Below are 24,185 nucleotides of genomic sequence, written 5' to 3'. Positions count from 1 at the left end.
TCGAGTTTAGCACTTGGGGCTAGTGGCGACGACGCGAGCGATCGTTCACAGGAATCGGAATCAGTTCCGGTTCCTGTTCAGCCTCTGGCCCAAACAGGCTATCAATTAGCCTACGAGCTAATTCTTTAAGCTTTTCCAGCACTTTTTCTATATAGTCCATTAAACTGACCGCTCCTGAGATACTACCTCAATTTTGATTAACAGGTACGCAGAAAATGACGTATTTCGCACCTGTGGCTTTCACTTAAGCTAACACTTACTCCCGTATTTGGGGCATGAGTCACTTCTAAAATTTGGTGTCTGTCTTCTATTTTAATTCTTAGAGTATCACATTCGCAACCTAACAAACTCCATCTCCCGAAGGACGGGATCAAGGGTCAAGAGTCTGACTCTTGACTTGTAACTAGCCTTCTGTGCTTTTCTTTTTCGCAGTAGTCGTTGATGACTTAGCAGTTGACTTAGATTTAGAAGTCGTTGATTTACTCGTTTTGCGAGTCGATTTTGCTGTCGATGCTTTACTCTCCAACAATTTCAATGCCTCAGCCAGCGTTATATTTTCAACCGATTGACCTTCTGGGATACTCACATTAGTTTTGCCATGCTTAATGTAAGGGCCATAGGGGCCGTCGTAAATGTTGATTGTTTCACTGTCTTCTGGATGCGTACCCAATTCGCGTAAGGCTGCCTTGGACTTGCTGCTGGTGGAACTACGTCCTTTTTTTGGTTCAGACAACAATTCCAAGGCACGTTCTACGGTAATTGTCAATACATTATCCGCAGCTTTGAGTGAGCGGTAGTCTTTCCCTTCTTTACCCTGGTCATGAACGACATAAGGGCCAAAGCGCCCCAAACTTGCTTGGATTTTGCCATTAGTCATTGGATGAACTCCCAATGTCCGGGGTAGCGCCAACAGACCAACAGCCATTTCCAGGGTAACAGTTTCTGGGGTAACACCTTTGAGTAGGGAGGCTTGTTTAGGTTTGGGGTTTTCGTCGGTCTTGTCACCCAATTGGACGTATGGCCCATAAGCACCAATTTTCACATAAATCGGTTCACCAGTTTCGGGATGCCGACCTACCTGGTCAGGGCCTGTGATTTTTTGCCGCAGCAATACTTCTACCTGTTTGGGGTCGAGGTCGGCTGGTGTCAGGTCTTTGGGAATTGAGGCAGTAATAACACCGTTACCATTTTCGACTTCAATGTAAGGGCCATATTTACCAATGCGGACTTTGGCGTCTAAATTCTCCAGTTCTACAGTCCTAGCTTTGGTGGCATCAATTTGACTTTCCTGCTCTCTAACTAAGGTTTCCAGACCTTTCTCTCCTAGATAGAATTCCCGCAAGTAGGGTAGCCATTTCGCTTCACCTGTGGCAATGTCATCAAGGGTTTGCTCCATTTTCGAGGTAAAACTGGGATCTACGATGTCGGGGAAATGTTTTTCCAGCAAGTCGGTGACAGCGAAAGCAGTAAAGGTGGGGATGAGGGCATTAGTCACCAATTGGGAGTAACCCTTGTCGATTATGGTGCCAATGATGCTGGCGTAGGTACTAGGACGACCGATACCTTCGCTTTCTAAGGTTTTTACCAAAGTAGCTTCAGTGTACCTAGCTGGCGGTTGGGTTTCGTGACCAACTGCTTCCAATTCTGTACAATTCGGATGATCTCCCACTTTCAGATTCGGCAAAATTACTTCCTGGTCTTCCAGTGCTGCTTCTGGGTCGTCTGAACCTTCGACGTAGGCACGTAAGTATCCGGGAAATTCAATCCGTTTGCCAGAAGACCGGAATCCAGCGTCCTCGACTTGCAATTGGACGCTAATTTGAGTTTGGCGAGAATCAGCCATTTGGCAGGCGACGGTACGCTTCCAAATCAAATCGTAGAGGGCAAGTTCCCGACCGCCCAAACCAGTTTCTTGGGGGGTGCGGAAGGTGCTACCGGCTGGGCGAATTGCTTCGTGCGCTTCTTGCGCGCCTTTGGATTTGGTAGTGTATTGCCGAGGTTCGGGACTGAGGTATGATTTACCATACAGCTTTTCTACACAACTACGAGCAGCTGCGATCGCCTGATCTGACAAATGCACCGAATCTGTCCGCATATAGGTAATATACCCCTGCTCGTACAAATTCTGGGCAACCCGCATCGTGTCACGGGCTGAGAGGCGCAGTTTTCGGTTAGATTCTTGTTGCAACGTCGAGGTGGTGAACGGTGGCGAGGGTTTGCGCGTTACTGGACGTTCCTCGATATCGCTAACACTCCAGGTTTTTCCAGTCAGGCGTTCCTTGAGGGCTACCGCTTGGTCTTCGTTCAGCAACAAGACATTGCGACCTGCGGTAATTTGTCCAGTCGCTGCGTCAAAATCGCTACCATTAGCTATTTTGGCTCCTCCCAATGTTACCAACTGGGCACCAAAGGGGGTTTTTTCCTTTGACAAACTAGCTTTCAAATCCCAATATGTACCCTCATGGAAAGCGCGGCGTTGGCGTTCCTTAATAACTAAGAGTCGCACGGCTACAGATTGCACCCGCCCAGCAGATAATCCCCAGGCGATTTTTTTCCATAGCAGAGGAGACAGAGTATAGCCCACCAGTCGATCTAAAATCCGCCGCGTTTCTTGGGCGCGAACCAACTGCTCATCGATGTCGCGGCAGTTTTTCAGAGATTTTTTGATCGCCTCTTGGGTAATTTCGTGAAACACCATCCGCTTAGTCGGAACTTTCGGCTTCAGCAGTTGGTATAAATGCCAACTAATGCTTTCACCTTCCCGGTCTTCGTCAGTTGCCAGAATCAGTTCATCTACATCTTTGAGGGCTTCTTTGAGCAGGGTGACAATTTTCTTTTTGTCTTTCGGGACAACATATACCGGTTCAAAGTCGGCGTCCACATTTACCCCTAACTGCGCCCATGTTTCCCCTTTGATAGCGGCGGGAATTTCACTAGCCGACTGGGGTAGGTCACGTACATGACCCATAGATGCCTCCACCCGATAGCCTGATGGCAGGTAGTTGCGAATGGTACGAGCTTTGGTTGGAGATTCGACGATGACAAGAGTTGACATGGAAATTTCAAAAAAAGAATAGCTGCTAAGCTAAACAGTCAAATTGAGGTAATTTTTGCAAATTGTCAAGATAAAACGTCACGCTTAGAGCGGTGATTTAATCCTCACACAAACTGCCCGTTAGGGCGAAAATCCGCTTAACTTAGGGTGCAGTCCTTTCTAAAGGATAAGTTAGGGGAACGCTGAGTGTGAATTTCCAGCTATTTCAATCTTTAACTTATCTAGCGCATAATTGGCGAGTAAAGTTTTCAAAATACCCCGTAAATTTAATATGACGATATCTTTTGTCAATTAGGGGAGTGGGAAATGAGGACTAGAAAAAAGTTTTCTTAATGCCCCATGCCCTGTTTAGCCAATTCCCAATGTCCTACTCTGCCAAAGGTTGTACCAAAATTAAACCAAACTTAAGATTAAAAGCAAAGTGGGGTTTGTACTTATCCCCTTGAGGTAAAACTATGTAAAATTCATCAAGATGATGTAATCTTACTACCTGTGTAGCAGGTTGAAGGACAAAAATACTTCATTATTGACCAAAGCGATCGCCTTGTCAATTTAGAAAATTTGGAGATTTTTGTAACTTATGATACTTTTTATCTCAAAACCTTTTGATATTTATAAACTTGAGTATAAAAAACCAAAAACAAAAACGACTACTAGCAATTGGGTAAAAATTAATAGCTTCTAGGGTTCCGCTTTAACAGTTTGAAAGTTAAATAACTGGTACAAGAGAAGCACCCAGTTTGGGAAAAACTGGCCACACGGCGGGAAAAAAGCCTGGGAGATACATAGCAGAACATTAACTGTTATGGCTAACCTGGGCTATAGTTTTGCGTTGCAAATCTGAAAATTTCATTTACCGAAACATGACTGAACAATCTTCTACTGATTCCAATTCTCATTTCCAACCACCTTCCACGGAAGCGGGACGGGCGCTAGAAAAAGAAGCCAATTTACCGCTAACAGGCTGGCAGCAGGAGGTTTCTAAAGGGCTAGAATTTGGATTAGAAGCAGCCGAAAGTATAATTGATCGCTCAATTCCTACCTTTTCGCGCGGGGAACTGCCCCACTTTGCCGGAATTAATACTTTCTTGAAAGCACCATACTTAGAAGATGTGCGGAAAGTTGGAGAATATGATGTTGCTGTTGTCGGCGTACCACACGATTCTGGAACCACTTATCGACCAGGCACACGTTTTGGCCCCCAAGGAATCCGCCGAATCTCTGCATTATACACACCTTATAACTTTGAATTGGGTGTAGACTTACGCGAGCAGATTACTCTATGTGATGTAGGTGATATTTTCACCATTCCAGCTAATAATGAAAAATCCTTTGACCAGATTTCCAAAGGCATTGCCCATATCTTTAGTTCTGGTGCATTTCCAATAATTATGGGAGGTGATCATTCAATTGGTTTTCCTACAGTTCGTGGTATTTGTCGGCACTTAGGCGATAAAAAAGTCGGGATTATACACTTTGATCGCCATGTAGATACCCAGGAAACAGACTTAGATGAAAGAATGCATACTTGTCCTTGGTTTCATGCGACAAATATTAAAAATGCACCAGCAAAAAACCTAGTGCAATTGGGAATTGGTGGCTGGCAAGTACCGCGTCAAGGTGTAAAAGTTTGTCGAGAAAGAGCCACGAATATCCTAACAGTAACAGACATTACAGAGATGGGGATAGACGCAGCTGTCAACTATGCTTTAGAAAGAGCATTAGACGGTACAGATTGCGTTTATATCAGTTTCGATATTGACTGCATTGATGCTGGATTTGTCCCTGGAACTGGCTGGCCTGAACCCGGTGGATTATTACCGCGTGAGGCGCTGTCTTTGTTGGGTAAAATTGTTCAAAAAGCGCCAGTTTGTGGACTGGAAGTTGTGGAAGTTTCACCGCCTTATGATGTTAGCGATATGACATCATTAATGGCAGCGCGGGTAATTTGCGATACGATGGCGCACTTAGTTGTATCCGGTCAATTACCGCGTAAAGAAAAAGCTGCATATATTCATCCCGCAGCCGAACCAGAATTAATTGAGGAATGGAGGTAAATTTTGCATGAAACTGACATGACAAAGGCACTAATTTTAAGCGTAAAAGATTGGTGGGAATCCCAACCTGAACGCCCAGAAATTTCTCAAGTTCACTTAATTGTCGGTAAGTTTACTTGTGTTGAACCTGCAAGTTTGCAATTTGCCTTTGAAGTGCAAACGCGCAATACCTTTTTAGAAAAAGTCAAACTGAATATTCAAGAAACACCACTCATTGCTTTTTGCGATCGCTGTCAACAAGAATATTTCCCGCAAATTGGTTTACAGTATAGCTGTCCTGAGTGTAATTCTCCAATGGAGGATATTCGCTCAGGTAGAGAGTTGAAAATTGATCGGATTGAGTACGCTTATGCATCAAACATTTGACGCGGTATTAGGAATTAACTTACTCCATGTTAATCAACAAGGTGCTGACCACAACCGAGCACATTTTGATCAATGGGGAATTATTTGTTTTAACATTATGAGTAGTCCCGGTGCTGGGAAAACAGCACTATTAGAACGCACCCTTGTAGCTTTAAGTAATGAATTAAAAATCGCTGTCATTGAAGGAGATATGACAACAGATTTAGATGCAGAGCGCCTGCGGAAATATGGTGTTCCTGTAATTGCAATTAATACAGGTCGTTCCTGTCATTTGGATTCCAAAATGGTAGCAGGTGGCATTCATCAATTGGAACACGAATATAATCCTTCCGACTTTGATTTAGTACTGGTGGAAAATGTTGGTAATTTAGTTTGTCCGGCTGAATTTGAAGTGGGAGAACACGCCAAAGTTGCTTTGTTAAGTATTACTGAAGGTGAAGATAAACCACTGAAGTACCCGATTATGTTTCAAGAAGCAGATTGTTTGCTGATTACAAAAATAGATTTGGCTCCCTATCTAGATATTGATATTAGCCGCATTGAAGCAAACATCCGTCAAATGAATCCCAATGTTGAGATTATTGCTGTTTCTACTAAAACAGGTGAGGGATTAGAAGTTTGGTTTAATTGGGTGCGTAGACGCGCAAAGGCGAGTCAAGAGACATAGCAAGTTTTCCAACAACATTAAAATTCTACATCTACAGCAGCAATTATTAATCTTGTTTCACAATAACGAAGCGTGAGTCAGAGTTAAATGTAATGAATATTCGCAAAGTATCATCTCTATTAACAGTCTTTTTACTGACTCTTGTTTTCGCCATCAGTTGTACTCCCAACCAGCAGAGTTCTACACCGCAAAATTCTAATATTTCAGCCAACACTGCACCAATTTCTGTTGGTTTTAGTGCTTGGCCAGGTTGGTTCCCTTGGCAAGTTTCTCAAGAACAAAAGTTATTTCAGACGAACAAAGTTAATGTAGATTTAAAGTGGTTTGACGGCTATTTAGACTCTATCAATGCCTTACGAGCAGGTCAACTCAATGCCAATACCCAAACCTTGAACGATACCATTAGCTCAGTAGCAGCAGGTTCAGATCAAGTAATTGTTTTAGTAAACGATAATTCCATAGGTAACGACAAAATTATTGTCCGAGAAGGAATTAATAGCATTGCTGATCTCAAAGGTAAAAAAGTAGCTGCTGAAGAAGGAACAGTTGATCATTTTCTGTTATTGTTAGGTTTGCAAAAAGCAGGTTTAACTCAAGCTGATATTCAGTTTCAGCCAATAGAAACAGGTGCAGCAGCAGCAGCTTTTGTTGCCGGACAAGTTGATGCAGTCGGAGTTTTTGCACCTTTCACTACCAAGGCTTTTTTACGTTCTGGCAGCAAAGAATTATTTAGTTCTAAAGACTTTCCTGGTGCGATTCCTGACCATTTAGTTGTCAGCCGCAAACTCATTAATGAACGTCCGCAAGATGTACAAGCTTTGGTAAATACTTGGTTTGCTACTTTAGATTTTATCAAAGCTAACCCAGATAAAGCTTACGAAATTATGGCGAGACGCGCCGGGGTGTCAGTTTCAGAATATAAGGCATACGACGCAGGCACTAAAATCTTTTCAATAGAAGAGAATTTGCAAGCTTTTAGTGCTGGTAAAGATATGAAATCCATGAGTTTCGCTGCTGATAAAATTAGTAAATTTCTTATTGAAGCTGGTTTGACAAAACAAGCACCTAATCTTAACCAAATGTTTGACGATCGCTTCGTCAAAGCCTACGCTGCAAAGCAAAAATCATGAATCAATCTGCTGACGATTTGCAGAAGCATTCTCAGAAAATGTTACCACAAACTATTTTTTGGCGCATTGCTGAGGAGATACCTAAAAATTTAGCTTGGACTTTAATGTTCTTGTCCATCACTATCCCTATGCTTCTGTGGTGGGTTATTTCTAATACTGGATTAATTCCGTCTTTATTTCTTCCTACTCCCAGTCAAGTATGGAATGCATTTCAAAGACTTTTAGCAAGCGGGGATTTACAAAAAGATATTGCTTTTAGCTTGTTTCGGGTTCTAGCTGGTTTTTCATTAGCGGCAATTGTTTCTATTCCTTTAGGTACTTTAATGGGGGCTTTTGCCAGTATCCGGGCATTGCTAGAACCGATTATTGGGATTGTGCGCTATATGCCAGCCCCAGCTTTTATTCCCTTACTAATTTTATATCTGGGACTGGGAGAAATTCCCAAAATTATGCTGATTTTTATCGGCACACTATTTTTTAATACTTTAATGGTGATGGATGCAGTTAAATTTGTTCCTCAGCATTTATTAGAAACTACTTATACTTTAGGAGGTCAAAGAAAACAAGTTTTATTGCAAGTTATTTTCCCATTTATTCTGCCTAATATTATTGATGCTTGTCGGGTTAACATGGCAGCATCTTGGAACTTAGTGATTGTTTCGGAATTAGTAGCGGCGACAGAAGGTTTAGGTCGGAGGATTAGTGTTGCCCAAAGATACCTTAAAACAGATGAAATTTTTGCCGGGTTGATTGTAATTGGCTTGATTGGTTTAGCAATTGACCTGTTGTTTCGGTTGTTACTGCGTGTATCTTGTAAATGGGCTAAAGATTAGAGGATCAAAAAAATAATTCATATCTAAAATTGGCTCTTTATGCATTTAGAAGTTAATCAACTCCACAAACAATTTCAAACTAAACGCGGTTTGTTGACTGCATTAAAAAATATCAATTTGTATGTAGAAGAGGGCGAGTTTATCTGTGCAGTGGGAGCAAGTGGTTGTGGTAAATCAACTTTGCTGCGGTTAATTGCGGGGTTAGATACTCCGACGGGGGGGAATATCTTGGTTGATGGGGTACGTGTTACAGGGCCAGGGTGCGATCGCGGGATGGTATTTCAAAGCTACACTCTTTATCCCTGGATGAGTGTCATGGAAAATGTTGCATTTGGCTTAAAGTTGCAAGGTGTGTCTCAAGTACTAAGAAGACAACAAGCCGCTTATTATTTAGAAATAGTGGGATTGTCGGAATTTGCGAAAGCGCTACCACAGGAACTTTCTGGTGGAATGAAGCAACGAGTAGCGATCGCTCGTGCTTTAGCATCAAGACCCAAAATTTTACTCATGGATGAACCCTTTGGTGCATTGGATGTGCAGACAAAAGAAGTAATGCAGCAATTTCTTTTAGAAATTTGGCGTAGCACAAACACTACAATTTTGATGATTACTCACGATGTTGAAGAAGCAATTTTTCTATCTCAACGCATCTACGTATTAAGCGCCCGACCAGGCACAATTAAGCAAGAATTGCAAATCCAATTGCTAAACAAATCTGATCCCCAAGTCAAGCGTTGTCCCATATTTCAGAAATACAAAGATCAAGTGATGAGTCTATTACGTAATGATGGAGAGCAGTTAACTGACAGCCCAGAGCCGTTATCTTTATCTAATTAAACGTAAATTCAACGGTTAGAAAAAGCCAAAAACCTTGCTAGATTATGAAGTGCGAGAAACTTGATACCAGAGTGATTTTAAAAGCTTTGGTACTTCCTAGTATTATTTATTTTTGTCCCAATAATTGATTGTTCCTTGTCCTTTATGAGAAATTTTGAACTATTAATTCTAGTAACTTCATAGTTTTCTGTTATAAACACAGAACCAAAAGTAGCTATCATATCTGCAAGAGAAATCTTAAAAACTAGTGGTATCCTTAAATTAAAAAATGATTTTGGCATAGCTCTAAGATTTAAATACAATTTCTTTTGACTTATGTACCATACGCCAGTAAATTTATTACCTGTTACAAGTTCTTTAGGTTTAGAGAAAAGAAGTGTTTGAATCCTGGTTTGCTCATAAGTCATATCATCTCTAAATTCAATAGTGATTTTTTCCGAATCCGTATCAAAACGCCATTTTCCCAAAAGTAAAATTTCTATTTCTATATCAGAATGCTTACTATTACTCATGTTTCTCTTCAAAGTTAGGTTTAGCTCTAATTTTTAACAAATGTACGATTAAGTCAGAGGAAAGTTTAGTTTGCAACTTTTGACACGAGAAAAGAATAAGTGCATCTGCCAAACTAACCAAGACTTTACCCGCCAAGCTCCCATTGAAAGGTGTTCTGTAGATGATTTTGGGGATAAATCAAAGCTCTGTTGGTCATAGTGTAACCATTTGGCTGGTAAGTGTCCCATCGGTGTCATGGGTGACAATTTAAAAGTTAGTTGCTCATACTCTAACCATTTTCCCTCTTTTCGCCAACCAAGGCGATCGCCAAGTCTCTTTTCTGTTTCATAATCTACTTTACCTCCCATTTCACTCCAGATAGTTTGCTGAATACTAAAGCCGAAATAACCATAACTATATTGTTCCCAAAGTTGATCAATGGTATGGATATCTTGACAAGAAAAGTTATCAATATCTTCCTTATAGACTTCATTCCAATAACTCTTTATCATGACTTTTAGCATTAATTTAGTGGTTTCAATGTCAGCTTCTTTCCACTTATGCTGTTCGAGGAAATCCCGTAATTGGGTATAATCAATATTTTTATTGCTAGGAAATTCTTTTGTCAACGTCACATTATTAGTCAATTTCATCAATCCTATTTCTTCAACAGCAGATAGAGGTGCTGTAGGGACAAAACTTATTTCTGCTATGCCTAGCACTTTTATTTGATCAGTGAGTTGCTTGGATATATAGTTAGATATTAAATCAATACCCTTGTCTAGAAAGACACCATTTTCGCTCAAATCAAAATTATGGATTTGCCAATCTAATAATTGAGATTGAATAAAAGCATCTTTTAATCTGGTTTTTTTCTCATAACTTGTCACCATAAAATCGAGAAAAGTTTCAGAAATTGCCTCGTTTTCTTCCAGGTTAAATAAATTTGACTGATACTTTAAAATGTTATCCCCTAGATTTTTAATATCTCCAACAGTTGCGTAAAAATATTCATCTACTTTTACGACTTCATCTATTAAAGATTGAAAGGGACTAAAATAATCTTGTAAAGAATTTTCAAAATTGATTGCAGTCTGGGCAATTTTTGCTATCTCTTGACGAATTTTATAGGCTTTTTTTTGATATTCGTAAATCTCTTGATATACTTCTAAATCTTTAACTATTCGCTGAATAATTTCTTTTTGAGTTTTGGTATCTTCCGCAAGGTTTTTAATTCCTTCACCAAGGGATCTTATTTTTTCTAACATTAAAAAATAAGCATTGCTCAACAGTAAAACTGCTTTAAAGTTTTCTTGCTTCTCCCATCTTAGCTCATCAAGTATTTTCGGATTTGTATGATTTTTTAGCTCTAATTTTATTCTTTCATCTTCTAAACTTTTTATTTCCAAATATTTTTGTTTGAATAACTTCTTCAATTCATCAGTAAGGTTCAACAAAAAATTATGATAACTATCCTGATAATTTTCTAGGAAATCAATAAGATGACTGTAGTCCTTAATAAATAATTGGATTTCATCAAAAATTTCTCCCTGGCTAATTTCTTCTTTTCGCTTAATTATCCCACCAAGCTGAGGGTGATATCGAATACCTTCTTTAATTAATTTTTGACGTTCTCTAATTTTTTTCTGAACTGTTTTTACACCGTTATTTTTGAGGACGGGTAATTGATAGGTTCGTTCGTAAATTGAAATAGCTTCGTAAGTAATTAGTTGTCTTTGCTGTTTAGTTAGCATAACCTTGATTTTTAAAAGTATGAATAGTCTTTAATGGTAAAATTATTTTAGGGTGAGATAAAGAAAAAGTCAAAATACTCTACTCTGCTCCATCTACCATCAAAGCTTGTAATTGTGTGGCTAATAGTTTGACATTTGGTTCATAAAGCATTTGACCGTGGTTTCCAGGTACAGAAATCACCTTGGCAAACTTTTGAGTATAAGCTTGCCATCCCCAATCTGGCAGATCGTAATCAGAAAAAGCTTGGAGTTCTTGCAAAATAATCTCCTGAACTTCTTGAGCGCGGAATAAAGCAATGGGGGCAGAAATTGGATGAGTCGGCTGATAATTCGCGTAATTGAGCGTTAACACTTTCATCACTTTCATATTGGTTTTGAGTAAAGAAAGGGTGGAGTGTTCCGGTAAAACATTATTTCGGTATAGATAGTCTGCTGCTAAATCCCACCTAGATTGGTCATTTGGTTGAGCCGCTAAATCGTCGTATTGCAGTCCTAAAGAAACTTTCTTTAAGACTTCAATTCGTCGAATCAATTGCCAAATCCAATCAAGCTCTGCTCTATCAGTAAAATACTCAGGATAAGAAACTAGTCCAGCGTCTAAGATAGCTAATAAACTCACCGTTTCACCTTGCTGTTCGAGTTGGGAAGCCATTTCAAAAGCAACGGCACAACCTGAAGAGTATCCTGCTAATATGTATGGACTTTGGGCTTGCTGTTGACGTAATAAATCAATCAGTTGACTTGCATGGGCTGCTACTGATTCAGGGAGGGCGCTAAAGCCGTCTCGTCCTGGAGTTTCAAGTCCATATACTGGCCGCTTAGTTCCTAAATTGATTGCCAAATCTCGAAAATAGAAGCCGTATCCGTTTGCGCCAGGAAGAAAAAATAGAGGGGTTGCATCTCCTTGAGGTTGGAGTGAAAGTAAATCGGTATTTGACTGTTGAACCTCAATATTATAAAGTTTTTCTGCTAGTTGAGCAATAGTAGGATTCTGAAATAAACTACTTAAAGAAAGTTGTTGATCAAACACTTGTTGAATATTATTGAGCAGTTTGATTGCTAATAAAGAATGACCGCCCAAGTCGAAAAAGTTATCATGAATCCCAATCTCTTGACGTTCGAGTACAGCAGACCAAACTAGCGCTAGTTGTTGTTCAACTTCGTTACGCGGGGCTTCATATAAGCCCTCAATTACATCATTTGGAACAGGTAAAGCTTTCCGGTCAACTTTACCATTAGGAGTTAAAGGCAACTCATCCAATATGATGATTTGAGCGGGTAACATATAATCGGGTAGACGGGATTTAAGATGATTTTTCAATTGGGTGGTCACTGAGCCTTGCCGAAGTGTAGACAAATCATTGTTGATTCCCGTTACATAAGCAATTAAACTTTGGTTACTCTCAGTTTTATATAAGGTAACAATTGCTTCTTTAACTGATGGATGTTGTAACAAAATTGATTCAATTTCACCGAGTTCAATCCGAAAGCCCCGTAATTTAATCTGATCGTCAATGCGACCTAAATATTCAAGGTTGCCATCAAACCTCCATCTTGCTAAGTCGCCAGTTTTGTAAATTCGCTCAATTTTACCGAACAAGTCAATGTTGATAAATTTTTCGGCGGTTAAATCGGGATGGTTGAGATAGCCTCGTGCCAAACCCACTCCAGCGATGCACAATTCTCCAGGTATACCAGGCGGTAATGGTTGATTGTGAGCATCTAAAATGTAAATGCGGATATTAGATAATGGTTGACCAATGGGCGGTTTTTTTCCATTAGGATAACAGAGAGCAATACTCACACAAACCGTAGATTCTGTAGGCCCGTAGGCATTGAAGAAACTTCGTCCTCTTGCCCATTGGGTAACTAATTCTGTTGGGCAAGCTTCACCAGCAACCACTATGGTTTGGCAATCGGATAAAGCAGCTTTAGGTAATAGGGATAAGACCGAAGGGGGTAACGTGATATGGGAAATTTTATGATTTGCTAAGAAGTTAACCAAAACTTGACTAGGCAATAAAGTTTCTTTCTTTGCCAGATACAAACAAGCGCCTGCGGTAAGAGCAGTAGCCATTTCCCAAATTGAGGCATCGAAGCTGAAAGAAGCAAACTGAAGCAATCGGCTTTGAGGTAGAATTTGCAAAGTTTTATTGATCGCCAAAGCCAAATTCACCAGTCCTCTATGCTCAATCATCACTCCCTTAGGTCGTCCCGTCGAACCAGAAGTATAGATCACATAAGCTAAATCATTAGGCGTACTTTGAGGGCTAGGATTATCTGTTAACGCCTCACTAAAATTTTCCTGATCTAAACAAATGATCTGACAAGTTTTTTTGAGGTTAGCTAGGGGTAATTGGTCTAATAAGAAACTCTGAGTTAGTAACAGCAATGTCCCAGAATCTTCTAACATAAACCCAATCCGTTCTTTAGGATAATTGGAATCAATTGGCACATAAGCCGCACCTGCTTTCAGGATACCGAGTACACCAATAATCATTTCCAAAGATCGTTCGACACAGATACCAATTAAAGTGTCTGGCTTAATTTGGTGGTTTTGAATTAAATAATGAGCTAATTGGTTCGCTTTTTGATTGAGTTGCTGATAAGTTAGGCTTTGGGATTCAAACACTAAAGCGAGATTATGAGAGTTTTTAGCAACTTGTTGTTCAAATATCTCAACTAGAGTTTTATCATTAGGATAATCGCTTTGAGTTTGATTCCAGCGTTGTAGTTGCAGAAGTTCGGGCGCTGTCATCAAAGGCAGAGTATTGATAGGTTGTTGAGGGCAAGCAACAATTCCCTTAAGTAAAACTTCAAACTGCGCCGCCATCCTTTGTATAGTAATTTTCTCAAAGAGATCGGTGGCATATTCCCAAGTTAAATTTAACTGGTTATCAGATTCTATGACCAAAAGTGCTAGATCAAATTTAGCAAACGGGTAGTTTAATGGAAGCCATTCAATCTCTAGTCCTGGCAAACTTAGGTCAGGACTTTCATTATTTTCCAGTGCTAACATGACTTGGAATAAGGGGTTATAACTCATACTGCGTTCTGGTTGCAACTGTTCTACCAGATACTCAAAGGGAATGTCTTGATGAGAGTAGGCATCTAGACAAATTTGGCAAGTTTGTTGTAAGAACTCGATAAAACTTTGCTCAGGCTTGATTCGGTTACGCAGGATCAAGGTATTGACAAAAAAGCCAATTAATCCTTCCGTGTGGCTATGGGTGCGGTTAGCAATGGGAGAACCAATACATAAATCTTCTTGGCGACTGTAACGAGAAAGCAGAATACTGAAAGTTGCCAACAAAGTCATAAACAAACTTACCCCTTGCTGTTGACTTAAAGTTTTAATGGCAAGAGTTAAGTCAGATGGTAAGGAATAGCGATCGCGATCGCCTCGGTAAGTTTGCAATGCTGGACGGGGATACTCGGTAGGCAACTCCAGTAATGGGGCAGCATCTTTGAGTTGATTTTTCCAGTAGTTGATCTGGGTTTCTAACACCTCTCCTTGTAACCAGTTTCGTTGCCAGTTTGCGTAGTCGCTGTATTGAATAGGCAATGGTAAAAGGTTTGGGGTTTGACCTTGGGCAAAGGTGGTATAAACTTGTCGTAACTCACGGACAAATACCCCCATTGACCACCCATCACTGATAATGTGGTGCATATTGATGAGTAACACATATTTGCAATCACTCAATTGCAGCAGTTTCGCTTTAAACAAAGGCCCAGTATTTAAGTCAAAGGGTTCTTGAACATGAGCATCAATAAAACGCTGAACAGTTGGAAATTGGGGATGTTCATCAAAGTTTCGCCAGTCTTGTATCGTTAAAACTTCGATGTTGTCTAAATTTTGGAGCGCAACCTGGGGATGTCCTGCCACTGTAGGGAAATACATCCTGAGACTGTCATGCCGATTAAGCAGATAAGCAAAACTAGAATGCAGAGCATCAATATTGAGGTTTCCATCCAGTTGTAAAGCGATCGGCATATTGTAACTAGCTGATGGGCCTTGAAGTTGCGCTAACAGCCACAGGCGTTGTTGAGCAAAGGAAAGAGGCTTGGGAACATCACCTGGCAAGCTTGGAATTTCTTCTGCCATGACGGATATGGCTCTAGCAGAATTTAAGAATGCTAATATATCCGCTTTATTGGTTTGAATTTCCTGCTTTAGTTCAGTAGTTAAGGCGTTTTTACTAGTACGAATTCGTAATTTGTCATCTTCAGCCCAAATTCGGCAGCCTATGTTCTGCAAACGAAGCATTAAAGAAATCAATTGCTCATTTTTTGTCATAATTTAGTTGGACACAACCAAAGTTGACTGTCAATATTAGGAATTAATTTTTAACAGTAAATAGTACTTTGTCAAGTTAGTTATTAGGGTTTGTAGTAAGCATTTTAGTACTTAGAAAATAAGGACTAAAGTCCTTGCTACGAACTTGCTTAACAACTAAAAGTTTGAGAGGTTTTACAATTTTTAACTCAGTTCTGGTTCCTGGGCGTAGCCCGTCGGAGAAATCGCTTCCAATTCTACATCCTGGTAAAGGTCAGCAAATGAGGCGGTTAGGTTAATACTTTGCAGTTCAAAGGTTTGGTCGGTAGGAATATAAGTTTGTAGCACCCATAAGCCTTGATCATTACGGCGGAATGTTTCAATTCGTTGGTGTTTGCTATTAACTAAAACGTATTCCTCTAGGCTGTCAAGGGTTTGATAGTCGTTGAATTTATCACCTCGGTCAAAGGCTTCGGTAGAATCCGATAGGACTTCGATAATAAGTTTAGGAAAGCGTTTATAGGTGGAGGTTTCTCGGTCTTTAGGGTCGCAGGTTACGATAAGATCGGGGTAATAAAAGCGGTTACGTTTTTCAATCCTGGCTTTAATATCGGCAAAGTAAACTCGACAGTCTGACCCTCGGAAGTGGTTACGAATCAGAATAAATAGGTTTCCAACAATAGTGTTGTGGGTGTCAGTTGTTCCTGCCATTGCGTAAACTTGACCATCAATATATTCGTGTTTGATGTTGCTTTTTTCTTCTAGTTGAAGGTATGCTTCGGGAGTGATAAAAATGGAATCAGATAGGGCAATCATAGATTAAGTTTCTCATTAAAAGATAAATTTTGCTTGAGAATGTGTTTTCAGCCGTAGTAGTTTAAAGTTCGATTTCCTCTTCGTCTGAGTTGAGCGATCGCATACTTTCGGCGGTGGAATTAACCCAAATACAGGTATCGAGATAATTTGCTAATTCAGTGACGGTGGGGAATTCAAATACTTTCCGCAGGGGTAATTCCACTTTGAATTTATCACGGATGCGGGCAATTAGTTGAGTTGCTAATAAAGAATGACCCCCCAAGTTAAAGAAGTTATCATGGCGGGCGATCGCTTCATATTTAAGCAGTTTCGCCCACAATTCGGCAAGCAATTTTTCTGTCGGGGTTACAGGCAATTCAATGTCTGTTGATAAAACAGTTACATTTGGTGCAAGCAAAGCTTTATGGTCTACTTTTCCATTTGGTGTCAGTGGCAGTTTTTCTAAGATAGTGAAATGGCTAGGAATCATATAATCAGGCAAATTTTGTCCCAGAAAATTCCGCCATTCGGCGAATATTGCGGGTTCAATTTGATTAGTGTGATATTGTAACGGCTGGTTTGCATAATTTTGCCAAGGTTTCACCTGCAAATTTTTACCCTCAGTAAATCTTGGCAATATCGCCTGTCCAGGGATATTCCTTTGAAAAACAACATCGTAATTAGAAAATCCTGTGGGGCTACATTGGATAAAAGGTGTATAGGGTAAATCTCGCACTAAAGTTCGGAACGCTTCGGGTTCTATACCTGGTTTAGCTTGGGCAATTGCCGCTTTTAAGTTTGTAACAGTACCATCTAATTTAGCAATTTCTTCTAACAGCAGCATCTCTGAAGTTAGACGAGAATTCGGAATATTGTTAATGCGTAATAAATCCGGTTGCTGAGTTGTTAAAATTCTCTCTATTGTTTCCAGATTCAGTTGCTCAGTTTGCCAATCTAAGCATTGTGGTTCGACGACTGGAGTATTTATCTGATCCAAATGTAAAACAACGTCATAACGAAAACGGCTCATTTCCGTCTGAGCATAACCCTGTTTCAATTGGATTTGCACATGACTAATCCGAGGAAATCTTTGTTTTAAAGCGATAAATAAATCAGGATCAATTAGTAATTCGCCTTCAGTATCAATGCTTTTTTTAATATGTTGACCCAAGTCCTTAATTGACAAATCATCGGGAGCGCGATAAAATTCGATTGCGGTGTGGAAAGCTTCTAGTAGATGGAGATTTCGCACATCTCCTATAAAGATTGATCCCTGAGTCGTCACAGCTTTAACAACTTCCTCCAATACTGACAAAAAGTAATCTAGGGAAGGAAAATATTGGATAACAGAATTTATGATTACCAAATCATAAGCATTTGTTTCAACACCATCAAACTGGTTAGCTGCACTGGTTTTTAAAGTAACTATCTCTTTGAGAGACTGCTCTTTTAGATGTTGTTCAATATACTGCAACGCTTCAGGTGAAAAATCTGTACCCAGATAATGCTGGCAATGGGGCGCAATTTTAAACAATAACATCCCTGTCCCACAACCAATTTCCCAGATCCGTTTGGGTTCAAGTTCCAGAATTTGGGCAACTGTTGTATCTCGCCATTCCTGCATCGCCGCTTTGGGAATGGGTTCTCCTGTGTAGCTATCATTCCAACCTGCTAGATTCAGAGTTGGATCATCGGTTAGGGCTTGTTGCTGAGAGTAGCTATCATTGAAAACTTGCTGCCACAAATCTATTTGTTCAGCCTGAAGATTTTTATCTTCGAGGTTGTTATCTATTGGCGTGGGTACAATATAAGCCAGCAAGCGCTGATCAATTGCATCTTCGCCTTGCAAAATTACAACTGCTTGCTGAATTTTAGAATGTTGAACTAACAAGGCTTCAATTTCACCCAATTCAATCCGAAATCCACGCAGTTTTACTTGGTTGTCAATCCGTCCCAGGTATTTTAAGTTACCATCTTGCAACCATTTTGCTAAATCTCCGGTTTTATAAACTCGCTCTTGTTGGCCAAATAAGTCGAGTTCGATAAATTTTTCTGCTGTGAGTTCGGGATGGTTGAGATAGCCACGCGCTAAACCAGCACCCGCAATACAAAGTTCCCCAGGAATGCCAGGAGGTAGGGGTTGGTTTTGGTTGTCTAAGATGTAGATACGTGCATTAGCAATTGGCTGTCCGATTAATAAATCGCCAACTAAATCCATTTTCCCAGTCGCTTCGTAGACACAACACCCCACAACCGCTTCTGTCGGCCCATATTCATTAATCAGGCGGGTATCGGGGGCATGAGTCAGCCACGGAATTATCTGGTTAGCGTGTAATGTCTCACCACCTAAAACAAAAGCATTAACTCGATTCGGCATGGAATCAAGATCAAGTTGGTGATTGAGTATTTCTAGATGCGAAGGTGTGATTTTGACCAGGGAGAGATGTCTGCAATTCTTAATGATGTTTGCTAATGCTTCAATCTCTTGTTTTTCTCTTACCAAGGTAGTGGTAAGCCCACAAACTAGAGGTAGATAGAGCGAGGTAATTGTTGCATCAAAGCTAAGGGAAGACTGCACAGGTGTACCTTGCCCTTGCACTACTGCATAAAAGTCCTTTGCCCACTGCAAATAGTTACTTAAAGCACGGTGTAGTAGTTGTACGCCTTTGGGTCGCCCAGTAGAGCCTGATGTGTAAATGACATAAGCTAAATCATCGGGTTTACTTTGGGAACTTGGATTATCTGTAGATTGCTTGGCAAAGTTATCCTCATCCAAACATAGTATTTTCTGGGAGTGAGGAAGAGTTTCTTTATTTGCGATCGCTAATTTATCTTTGAGTTGACTATGAGTGAGCAGAACTTTTGCCTCACAGTCTTCGAGCATGAAACGAATGCGTTCTAATGGATAATTGGGGTCAATTGGCACATACGCCCCACCCGCTTTCAGAATGCCAAACAAGCCAATAACCATTTCTGGCGATCGCTCCACGCAAATCGCAATCAATGGATTATCAGGCAATTGTTGCTCTGTTTTGAGTTCTAATAGAGAATACGCCAACTGATTAGCTTTCTGGTTTAGTTCTTGATAACTCAGGCTGTGGTCTTCAAACACCACCGCAATGTTATCAGGGGTTTGTGCTGCTTGTTGTTCAAACAGAGTAACTAGAGTCTGGTTTTTAGGGTAATCGGTGTTAGTTTTATTCCAAAGTTGCAGTTGTTGGATTTCTGCTGTTGTGATTAAAGGCAGCTTACTGATCGGCTGTTGGGCATTTTGGGCGTTCGCGCCAGCCTGCTGTAAGCATATCGCTTTGAGCAAGACTTCAAACTGTCCTGCCATCCGCCTAATTGTCTTTGACTCAAATAGATCGGTGGCATATTCCCACATACAGCGTAGTTGACCATCTCTTTCGCAAAGATCGAGTGTTAAGTCAAACTTGGCAAAAGGATAATTTTGATCCAACAATTTAATCTCAAGCTCTGGTAAACTAACATTCGTCCCCGCCCCTTCGGTGTTTTGCAACACGAGCATCACCTGGAATAAGGGGTTATGGCTCAGACTACGTTCTGGTTGTAACTGTTCTACTAAATACTCAAAGGGAATATCTTGATGAGAGTATGCATCTAAGCAAATTTGGCGGGTTTGTTGAAGTAACTCGCTAAAACTTTGCTCTGGCTTGACTTTGCTACGTAATACTAAGGTATTGACAAAAAAGCCGATCAACCCTTCTGTGTGGCTATGGGTGCGGTTAGCGATCGCAGAACCAATACATAAGTCTTCTTGACGACTGTAACGAGAAAGTAAAATACTAAAAGCCGCTAACAGGGTCATAAATAAACTAACCCCATGTTGTTGACTAATAGCTTTAAGTCTCTGAGTCAGTTCATTGCTTAAAAGATATTCCTCACGCCCACCTTGATAACTTTGTTGTGCTGGACGGGGATGATCAGTAGGCAAATCCAGCAATCGGGGAGCATCGCCTAATTGTTGTTTCCAGTAATTTTCCTGACTTTCTAAAATCTCCCCTTGTAACCAACTGCGCTGCCAAGCTGCATAATCACTATACTGAATTGGCAACGGTGACAAATTCGGAGCATACCCCGCAGCAAAAGCAGAATAAGCTTGTTGCCATTCGCGTTTAAATACTCCCATTGACCAGCCATCACTAATAATGTGGTGCATATTAATGAGCAGCACATTTTTTTGTTCGCTAAGTTGCAGCAGTTTTGCTTTGAACAAAGGGCCGGTATTTAAGTCAAAGGGTTCTTGGGCATGATTATTGGCTAACCGTTGTCCGGTTTCTGCTTGAGTCTGGGGATCGAGTAACCGTAAGTCTGCAATCGCCAGCACTTCTATATCCTTTGGATTTTGGACGATCACTTGCGCCTCTCCCGACCGTGCAGGAAAATAGGTGCGTAAAATGGTATGGCGATCGAGGAGATAATCAAAACTTGTACGCAACGCCTCTATATTCAACTTGCCGTCAAGTTCTAACGCCGTTGACATATTATAGGTGGCCGACGTTCCTATTCCTTCAAGTTGGGCTAAAAACCAAAGTCTTGATTGAGCAAAGGACAGAGTTTTAGGAGCATTTTCAGGCTGTGGTGTGATTAGAGGTAAAGTAACACCCGAAGCTGCTTTGTCAATTTCTATTGCCAACTCAGACAAAATGCTCTGCTCAAATATCTTGCGGACAGGCACTTCTACCCCAAAAATGTCACGAATCCGGGCAACCAATTGAGTTGCTAAGAGCGAATGTCCCCCCAGTTCAAAGAAGTTATCTCGGCGACCAACAGACTGAGCTTTCAGAAGAGTTTGCCATAAGGTAGCCAGCAGTTCTTCAGTTGGGGTTACTGGCATTGCAAAGTCTGGGGAAGTAGCTATATCTGGTGCTGGTAATCCTCTCCGATCTAGCTTACCGTTGGGGGTAAAGGGCAACTGATTCAATACGATAATTTGGCTAGGAACCATATAATTTGGCAAGCGAACTTTCAGGTAGTCTTTAAGTTGTCCCCCTAAATTGAATGATTTTTCTTTTGCCGTGATATAAGCTACTAACCTGGGATTATTATCAGTTTCATATAAAATAACAACTCCTTCTTTAACTAAAGAGTGTTGCAATAATAGCGATTCAATTTCACCTAATTCAATGCGGAAGCCGCGTAATTTAACTTGATCGTCAATCCGACCCAAATACTCAAGGTTGCCATTATCTGTCCATCTGGCTAAGTCGCCAGTTTTGTAAATTCGCTCAGTTTTGCCGAATAACTCAACTTCAATAAATTTTTCGGCGGTTAAATTGGGACGATTCAAATAGCCTCGTGCCAAACTAACGCCAGCGATGCACAATTCTCCAGGTATTCCTGGAGGTAATGGTTGATTATGAGCATCTAAAATATAGATATGTATATTGGCTAATGGTTGACCAATTGGTGGTTTTTTGCCATTGGGTTGACAAATTGCGATCGCTGCACCAACTGTAGATTCTGTAGGCCCATAGCCATTAAAGAAATGTCGTCCTGTTGCCCATTTTGTAACTAATTCGGCTGGGCAAACTTCACCACCAACAACTATGGTTTGCAAATCTGGTAAAGTCGCTGGAGGTAACACCGATAATGCCGAAGGGGGTACAATGATATGGGAAATTTTGCGATCGTTCAAGAAATTGACCAAGCCTTGACCGGGTAACAAAGTCTCTTTTTTAGCCAAATGTAAACAAGCACCCGTGGCTAGAGTGGGAGCAATTTCAGCAACAGAACTATCAAAACTAAAAGAAGCAAACTGAAGAAAACGGCTTTGGGGTTGAATTTGAAAACTGTTAACCAGTGCTAAAGTCAAATTGGTCAACCCTCGATGTTCAATCATCACTCCTTTGGGTCGTCCCGTCGAACCAGAAGTATAAATTACATAAGCTAAATTATTAGGTGTAGTTTTTGGACTGGGATTTTTTGTGAACTCTTCGGCAAAAGTTTCGTCATCCAAACAAATTACTTGAGGAGAGTTTTCTAGTTCAGCTAGGGGTAATTGGTCTTGGAGGAAACTTTGGGTTAGTAATACCGATGTTCCAGAATCTTCTAACATAAACCCAATCCGTTCTTTAGGATAATTGGGGTCAATTGGCAGGTATGCCGCACCCGCTTTCAAGATACCGAGTACACCAATAATCATTTCTAAAGACCGTTCAACACAAATACCAATTAAGCTTTCTGGCTGAATTTGGTAGTTTTGAATTAAATAATCAGCTAGTTGATTCGCTTTTTGATTAAGTTGTTGGTAAGTTAGGCTTTCGGATTCAAACACCAAAGCGAGATTATTAGGGTTTTTGGCAACTTGAGCTTCAAACAGTTCAACCAAAGTTTGATTGAGAGGATAAACCACTTCTGTTTGATTCCAGACTTGGAGTTGCTGACGTTCAACTTCTGTAATCAACGGTAGGATATTAATCGGTTGCTGAGGATTATCGACAATTGAGAGAAGTAAAACTGCAAAATGTCCCGTCATCCTTTGGATAGTTTTAGCCTCAAACAAATCGCTTGCATATTCCCATTCTCCTGTCAAGCCTTGAGGAGTTTCGCGGAAAATCAGCGACAAATCAAACAGAGTTGTGGTGTTTTCCCAGGTGAAACGAGTAACGGTTAATCCATTGGTTTCTAGTTGCTGCTGGGTTTCATTTTGTAAGCTAAAAGCCACTTGAAATAGGGGATGATGAGAAAGCGATCGCTCTAAACCCAGTTCATCGACTAATTTCTCAAAGGGTAAATCTTGATGGTCATAAGCATCTAGGGTTACTTGCTTTACTCGTTCAAGTAATTCTAAAAAAGTTGGATTTCCTTGCAGATTAGTACGCAATGCTAGGGTGTTGACAAAAAAGCCAATTAGGGGTTCTATTTCACGACGATTACGATTAGCGATCGCAGAACCAACTACAATATCCTCTTGTCCACTGTAGCGCGAAAGTAACAGGGTAAATGCTGCAAGTAAAGTCATAAACAAAGTTGTTCCTGACTCTTGACTTAAACGTTTCAACTTCTTTGTTAAATCGTGATTGAGTTCTAAAAACTCGCTACGTCCCCGATAGGTTTGAGTTGATGGGCGGGGTCTATCTGTGGGTAATTCTAACAGAGGCGAGATTTCAGCTAATTGTTTTTGCCAGTAATTGAGTTGGGTTTGGAGTACCTTTCCCTGTAGCCATTGTCTTTGCCAGTGGGCGAAATCGGCATATTGTAGTGATAATTCGGGTAAGGGAGAAGGTTCTCCAGCGCAGAAGGCGGTATAAAGGCTGAACAATTCACGGCGGAATATGTCCATTGACCAGCCATCACAAACAATATGATGAATGACGAGCAATAACAGATGCGATTGGTTATTCAGTTGCAACAACTTTACTCGCAGCAAAGGTGAGTTTAATAAATTAAAGGGCTGTTGCAATTCTTCTGTCGCTAATTGCGTAGCTTTGCTTAACTGGTTTTCTTCAGTCAATTGTTGCCAATCTAGCACTTGCATTGTCAGTTGAGGATGAGCGTGAATCACCTGTATCGGCGACTCATCTACAACACAAAAGCTAGTGCGTAAAACTTCATGACGTTGAACAATTTCTTTAATAGCTTGTTCTAAAGCAGCTATATTCAGAAATCCGCTAATTTCCCAGAAAAACGGCACGTTGTAAACGCAATTTCCCCCCTCTAATTGATCGAGAAACCAGAGTCTTTGTTGAGCAAAAGACAGAGGAAGGGGTTGCTTTCTTGATACGAGTGTTATGGGTGGAATTAGCCTGTTATTATTTTGTGCAGATTGCTGCTTTTTCAGTTTTTGTAAAACTAATTCTCGCTTGTCTGGTGAAAGAGCTTCTAGACGTTTTAATATATCGCTCATAATAACACTTCTCCTGACTCTCTGCGCCTCTGCGCCTCTGCGTGATAAAATTC

Annotated in this window: 13 protein-coding genes and 1 riboswitch; of the genes, 6 read left to right on the top strand and 7 right to left on the bottom strand. The window is 40.5% G+C overall.

Going from position 1 to position 24,185, the window contains the following annotated elements; translation table 11 throughout:
• Positions 1 to 19: 19 nt before the first annotated feature.
• Both F8S12_RS00435 and topA read right to left on the bottom strand, forming a co-directional pair.
• Positions 20 to 160, bottom strand: coding sequence for a hypothetical protein (locus F8S12_RS00435; RefSeq protein WP_196514265.1), 141 nt, complete (start codon positions 158 to 160; stop codon positions 20 to 22).
• Between the two features lie 243 nt (positions 161 to 403).
• Positions 404 to 3,055, bottom strand: coding sequence for a type I DNA topoisomerase (gene topA, locus F8S12_RS00430; RefSeq protein ID WP_196514264.1), 2,652 nt, complete (start codon positions 3,053 to 3,055; stop codon positions 404 to 406).
• 670 nt (positions 3,056 to 3,725) lie between these two features.
• Positions 3,726 to 3,838: riboswitch (guanidine-I (ykkC/yxkD leader) on the top strand.
• Positions 3,839 to 3,918: 80 nt separating this feature from the next.
• On the opposite strand from topA, the gene speB reads away from it, so the two are divergent.
• The 6 genes from speB to F8S12_RS00400 all read left to right on the top strand — a co-directional run bounded on the left by speB (position 3,919) and on the right by F8S12_RS00400 (position 8,945).
• Positions 3,919 to 5,112 carry an agmatinase gene (gene speB, locus F8S12_RS00425; RefSeq protein WP_196514263.1) on the top strand — a complete coding sequence of 398 codons (1,194 nt, stop codon included), beginning with the start codon at positions 3,919 to 3,921 and terminating at the stop codon, positions 5,110 to 5,112.
• Positions 5,113 to 5,115: 3 nt separating this feature from the next.
• Complete coding sequence (gene hypA, locus F8S12_RS00420; RefSeq protein WP_269144756.1) at positions 5,116 to 5,478, top strand: hydrogenase maturation nickel metallochaperone HypA; 363 nt, start codon at positions 5,116 to 5,118, stop codon at positions 5,476 to 5,478.
• A complete protein-coding gene (hypB, locus tag F8S12_RS00415; protein WP_196514262.1) occupies positions 5,462 to 6,145 on the top strand; it encodes a hydrogenase nickel incorporation protein HypB in 684 nt (227 codons plus the stop codon). The genes hypA and hypB overlap by 17 nt, the downstream gene beginning before the upstream one ends.
• 92 nt (positions 6,146 to 6,237) lie before the next feature.
• Complete coding sequence (locus tag F8S12_RS00410) at positions 6,238 to 7,275, top strand: ABC transporter substrate-binding protein (protein WP_196514261.1); 1,038 nt, start codon at positions 6,238 to 6,240, stop codon at positions 7,273 to 7,275.
• A complete protein-coding gene (locus tag F8S12_RS00405) occupies positions 7,272 to 8,108 on the top strand; it encodes an ABC transporter permease (RefSeq protein ID WP_196514260.1) in 837 nt (278 codons plus the stop codon). Before F8S12_RS00410 ends, F8S12_RS00405 begins: the two co-directional genes overlap by 4 nt.
• Positions 8,109 to 8,147: 39 nt before the next feature.
• Positions 8,148 to 8,945 (top strand): ABC transporter ATP-binding protein, encoded by a 798-nt coding sequence (locus F8S12_RS00400; protein WP_196514259.1) that lies wholly within the window; start codon positions 8,148 to 8,150, stop codon positions 8,943 to 8,945.
• A gap of 77 nt (positions 8,946 to 9,022) precedes the next feature.
• On the opposite strand, the gene F8S12_RS00395 is transcribed toward F8S12_RS00400, so the two are convergent.
• The 5 genes from F8S12_RS00395 to F8S12_RS00375 all read right to left on the bottom strand — a co-directional run bounded on the left by F8S12_RS00395 (position 9,023) and on the right by F8S12_RS00375 (position 24,132).
• Complete coding sequence (locus F8S12_RS00395; RefSeq protein ID WP_196514258.1) at positions 9,023 to 9,457, bottom strand: hypothetical protein; 435 nt, start codon at positions 9,455 to 9,457, stop codon at positions 9,023 to 9,025.
• A gap of 48 nt (positions 9,458 to 9,505) precedes the next feature.
• The gene (locus F8S12_RS00390; RefSeq protein ID WP_196514257.1) at positions 9,506 to 11,191 is read right to left on the bottom strand and encodes a GUN4 domain-containing protein; all 1,686 of its coding nucleotides are present in this window, start codon (positions 11,189 to 11,191) and stop codon (positions 9,506 to 9,508) included.
• Between the two features lie 79 nt (positions 11,192 to 11,270).
• Positions 11,271 to 15,488, bottom strand: coding sequence for a non-ribosomal peptide synthetase (locus F8S12_RS00385; protein WP_196514256.1), 4,218 nt, complete (start codon positions 15,486 to 15,488; stop codon positions 11,271 to 11,273).
• 183 nt (positions 15,489 to 15,671) lie between these two features.
• Positions 15,672 to 16,283, bottom strand: coding sequence for a Uma2 family endonuclease (locus tag F8S12_RS00380; RefSeq protein ID WP_196514255.1), 612 nt, complete (start codon positions 16,281 to 16,283; stop codon positions 15,672 to 15,674).
• A 61-nt stretch (positions 16,284 to 16,344) separates the two neighbouring features.
• A complete protein-coding gene (locus tag F8S12_RS00375) occupies positions 16,345 to 24,132 on the bottom strand; it encodes a non-ribosomal peptide synthetase (protein ID WP_196514254.1) in 7,788 nt (2,595 codons plus the stop codon).
• Positions 24,133 to 24,185 lie beyond the last annotated feature (53 nt).

This window comes from Nostoc sp. WHI, from assembly GCF_015714725.1.
In the GTDB taxonomy this organism is placed as follows: Bacteria; Cyanobacteriota; Cyanobacteriia; order Cyanobacteriales; family Nostocaceae; genus Nostoc.
This window is presented reverse-complemented; position numbering and strand designations above follow the sequence as displayed.

Coding starts and splice junctions, on each gene's coding strand:
- F8S12_RS00435 (WP_196514265.1), bottom strand. CDS start 160: ATGGACTATATAGAAAAAGTGCTGGAAAAGCTTAAAGAATTAGCTCGT.
- topA (WP_196514264.1), bottom strand. CDS start 3,055: ATGTCAACTCTTGTCATCGTCGAATCTCCAACCAAAGCTCGTACCATT.
- speB (WP_196514263.1), top strand. CDS start 3,919: ATGACTGAACAATCTTCTACTGATTCCAATTCTCATTTCCAACCACCT.
- hypB (WP_196514262.1), top strand. CDS start 5,462: ATGCATCAAACATTTGACGCGGTATTAGGAATTAACTTACTCCATGTT.
- F8S12_RS00410 (WP_196514261.1), top strand. CDS start 6,238: ATGAATATTCGCAAAGTATCATCTCTATTAACAGTCTTTTTACTGACT.
- F8S12_RS00405 (WP_196514260.1), top strand. CDS start 7,272: ATGAATCAATCTGCTGACGATTTGCAGAAGCATTCTCAGAAAATGTTA.
- F8S12_RS00400 (WP_196514259.1), top strand. CDS start 8,148: ATGCATTTAGAAGTTAATCAACTCCACAAACAATTTCAAACTAAACGC.
- F8S12_RS00395 (WP_196514258.1), bottom strand. CDS start 9,457: ATGAGTAATAGTAAGCATTCTGATATAGAAATAGAAATTTTACTTTTG.
- F8S12_RS00390 (WP_196514257.1), bottom strand. CDS start 11,191: ATGCTAACTAAACAGCAAAGACAACTAATTACTTACGAAGCTATTTCA.
- F8S12_RS00385 (WP_196514256.1), bottom strand. CDS start 15,488: ATGACAAAAAATGAGCAATTGATTTCTTTAATGCTTCGTTTGCAGAAC.
- F8S12_RS00380 (WP_196514255.1), bottom strand. CDS start 16,283: ATGATTGCCCTATCTGATTCCATTTTTATCACTCCCGAAGCATACCTT.
- F8S12_RS00375 (WP_196514254.1), bottom strand. CDS start 24,132: ATGAGCGATATATTAAAACGTCTAGAAGCTCTTTCACCAGACAAGCGA.